This window comes from Cryobacterium sp. MDB1-18-1 (assembly GCF_004402735.1).
Taxonomy (GTDB): Bacteria; Actinomycetota; Actinomycetes; order Actinomycetales; family Microbacteriaceae; genus Cryobacterium; species Cryobacterium glucosi.
This window is the reverse complement of the sequence record NZ_SOFR01000088.1, coordinates 1-3,200: the sequence shown is the minus strand read 5'-3', so window position 1 is coordinate 3,200 and position 3,200 is coordinate 1. Positions and strand designations below refer to the sequence as shown.

At 65.5% G+C, this 3,200-nt stretch carries 2 protein-coding genes and 1 pseudogene; 2 read left to right on the top strand and 1 reads right to left on the bottom strand.

All coding sequences use genetic code 11. The features are described from left to right. Positions 1-526: 526 nt before the first annotated feature. Complete coding sequence (locus E3O50_RS18820; RefSeq protein ID WP_134563845.1) at positions 527-1,135, bottom strand: oxygenase MpaB family protein; 609 nt, start codon at positions 1,133-1,135, stop codon at positions 527-529. Positions 1,136-1,225: 90 nt separating this feature from the next. Between E3O50_RS18820 and E3O50_RS18815 the strand changes: the two genes are divergently transcribed. Beyond that, positions 1,226-2,689, top strand: coding sequence for a cryptochrome/photolyase family protein (locus E3O50_RS18815; RefSeq protein WP_134446642.1), 1,464 nt, complete (start codon positions 1,226-1,228; stop codon positions 2,687-2,689). A gap of 194 nt (positions 2,690-2,883) precedes the next feature. Then, a pseudogene (locus E3O50_RS18810) lies at positions 2,884-3,192 on the top strand (IS5/IS1182 family transposase); the annotation flags it as partial. Positions 3,193-3,200 lie beyond the last annotated feature (8 nt).

Genomic DNA, 3,200 nt, shown 5'->3' with positions numbered 1-3,200 from the left:
TGCTCTCGCCGAACGCGACAAACACATAATCAGCCTTCTGCGCAGCTAATCCCGGGGCACGAAAGCCTGCATCGCCTGTCGGCGTGGGCCTTCACAATGTGAGGCACAATCCTACGATGAACGATGGCAACATCCCCGGAGAGGGACCAGTATGTCCTGCGTGCGGCCACGAGATGAACGTGGCGACGGTGGAGACACCATACGGAGTCCGGGTGCGTCAACTATGCCCTGAGTGTCGACTGGTAGAACTCATCCCCCACCCGTTCGTTGGATAACCCCGGGTTCGAGCCTTCTCAATGAATATTCGCTTCTCCAGTCCCAGGCGAGTGCAGGCAGCATTCTCTGAGGTGGACGACGCTCCGAGCAGCAGCCGGTGCTGCAGGGGAAGCGACGCCACGGCTCCCGCGAACATGATCCGATAGAACGGCATCATCCCTGGCCAGAGTGGCGGACTCCGAATGAAACGAACCGCCTCGGCGACGCGCTCGTCACTCTTCAGGACCCCGGCATCCGTGAAGGCGGCCAGCTAAGCTCTCAGCTCCCCGGCCGAGCGGAGCGGATCCTGCACGCCGATCAGCTCGCCGGCCTTCGCCCACTCGCGCACGTACCCGTCGGCGCCGCCGGCGATCGCGCCGCCCGCGCCCCGACCGCCCCACAGCTTGTGTGACTCGAGAAAAGCATCCGTTAAGACGATATGCACCCCGGACAACAATTCGGGATCACCCGCCGAATAGTTCCGCCGCACACCGGCAGCGTCGAGGTAACTGCCCCTGACCCGGTCATGGAAACGCCCCACCCTGGTCGACTCCAGTTCCGCGCGCACGGTGTCGGCGAAGGTGACAGTCACGAGCCACTGGATCGTTCCGGAGAGGCGCCCGAGCGGGTCCTCCTTGTACCGGGACCAGTCGTGCACCCCGGCCATCGCCCCCGGGTGCAGGGTCTTCATCAGCAGCGCCCTGATCCCGGCGACCATCGTCGCCATGCCGCCGTGGACAGCCCATGCGGCCGATCCGGGGCCGAAGAAGCCCGCGTCATCGCCGAGCTCCATCGTGCCGACCCACTGCGGCCGGCCCTCGCTGTTGCCCGACAGGGTCCCGAGGAGGTTCGATCGCCAACTGTCCGTGAACCTGCCCATACCCGAGGCTAACCCGGGATCGCTGGGCATCCGCCCCGAACAGCCGGGCGAGGGAATCCGTCGCGGGTGCCCCGCCCTAGACTCACAATCATGCCGGTGCCCCGCTTCCTGTTCGCTGACCAGCTTGGACCGCACTTCGATGACGGCGGACAGATTGTGCTGGTCGAGGCGGTCGGGGTCCTCGGGCGGCGGCCCTATCACCGGGCGAAGGCACACCTCATCCTCAGCGCACTGCGTCACCGGGCGCGGGAACTCGGCGACCGCGTCGAATTCTTGCATGCGGAGCATTATCGCGACGTGCTCTCCGGTCGCCCGCTCGAGGTGATCGACCCCACCAGCTGGGGGGCGAGGGCGCTCGTGGCCGAACTCGGCGCCAGCGTGCTGCCGAGCCGCGGATTCATCACGAGCGAGGCGGACTTCGCCGACTGGGTCGAGGGGCGCCCGGCCTCCCGGCTCGTACTCGAGCAGTTCTACCGTTCGGTTCGCACGCGGACCGGAGTACTGATGCGCGGGCCGGACCCCGAGGGCGGCCGCTTCAACTTCGACCACGACAACCGCCGTCCGCCACCCCGCGCGGCCATCGCCCTCGGCCTGCCCGACCCGTGGAAGCCGGTCGAAGACGACATCGACGAAGAAGTGCGCCGAGACCTCGACCGGCTGCAAGCGGATGGCCGCATCACCCTGATCGGGCGGGATGGGCCCCGGCGCTTCGCCGCGACCCGGGCGGAGGCCCTGGCCGCCCTCGAAGACTTCATCGAGACCCGACTGAATGACTTTGGTCCGTTCGAGGATGCGTCCCTGCGCGGGGACGACGCGATGGCACACTCCAGGTTGAGCGTGCCGCTCAACCTGGGCCTGCTGCATCCTCGGGAGGTAATCGATGCGGTCGTGTTGGCCCACGCGAGCGGCGCGGCGCCCCTGCAGAGCGTCGAGGCCGTCGTCCGCCAGCTCATGGGGTGGCGGGACTGGGTCTGGCACCTGTACTGGCACCTCGGGCCCGCCTATGTCATGAACAATAATTTCCTCGCCGCGCACGAACCGCTACCCCGGTCGTACTGGGAGCTCGACGGCACTGGTGTGCGGGCCGCCTGCGTCAGCCACGTGCTGGAGGCGGTGGCCGACACCGGCTGGGCCCACCACATCCAGCGCCTCATGATCCTCGGAAACCAGGCCCTGCAGCGCGGCTATCATCCGGGCGAACTGAACGACTGGTTCATCTCGGCGTTCGTTGACGGAACTCCGTGGGTAATGCCGGCCAACGTCGTCGGAATGTCGCAATATGCCGACGGCGGCATGGTCGCGACCAAGCCGTATACGTCCGGCGGCGCCTACATCTCGTCGATGAGTGATTTCTGCGGAGGCTGCCCATTCAATCCCAAGAAACGCCTCGGCGAGGACGCCTGCCCGTTCACGGCCGGGTATTGGGCGTTTCTCGACCGGGTCGAACCGCGCATCCGCGGCAACCATCGAATGAGCCAGCCGCTGGCGGGGCTAAGACGCTTGGTCGACCGTGAGGCCGTCGTCGCCCAGGAACGGACCCGAACGGTCTGGTGAGCCGGCAGAGTCAGGGGGGCGCTAGATTCACTGGAAGTGCGACCGGCCAGGACCGGAGTGCAAGGCGGAAGAGACCAGCATGAAAGGATCGGTCAAGAATTCGGAGCTTCAATTAGGCGAGGAGCGTGGGTCAGTGAGGATAATTTTTAAAACGCCGGTGGATTTCCTGGGTTTAGGTTTTCGGTCCGGGAAAATTGGGTTTGAGCGATTCGGAGGGTCTCTTCCCCGCGGCTGAGCTTGAGCACGTGGACTCTGTCGTTGATGATGGTGTTGAGGCTGGCGGCGGGGTGAATAAACGGTTCCGGGCGCTCAAGCCGGCCGCGGTGATGCTGGTGCCACCGTCGCTGGATGAGTGGTTACCGCAGAATCATCTCTCTCGCTTCATCGCGGACATCGCCGAAACCCAGCTCGACCTGCAGAAGTTCTACGCGTCGTATGCGAAGTCGAAGGGCCAGTCGCCGCATGACCCGCGCCTGATGGTGCGGGTCATGCTGTACGAGTATTGACTCAT

What these genes read in the sequence shown, in the direction of transcription:
- E3O50_RS18820 (WP_134563845.1), bottom strand. Translation starts at nt 1,135, where the DNA reads ATGGGCAGGTTCACGGACAGTTGGCGATCGAACCTCCTCGGGACCCTG.
- E3O50_RS18815 (WP_134446642.1), top strand. Translation starts at nt 1,226, where the DNA reads ATGCCGGTGCCCCGCTTCCTGTTCGCTGACCAGCTTGGACCGCACTTC.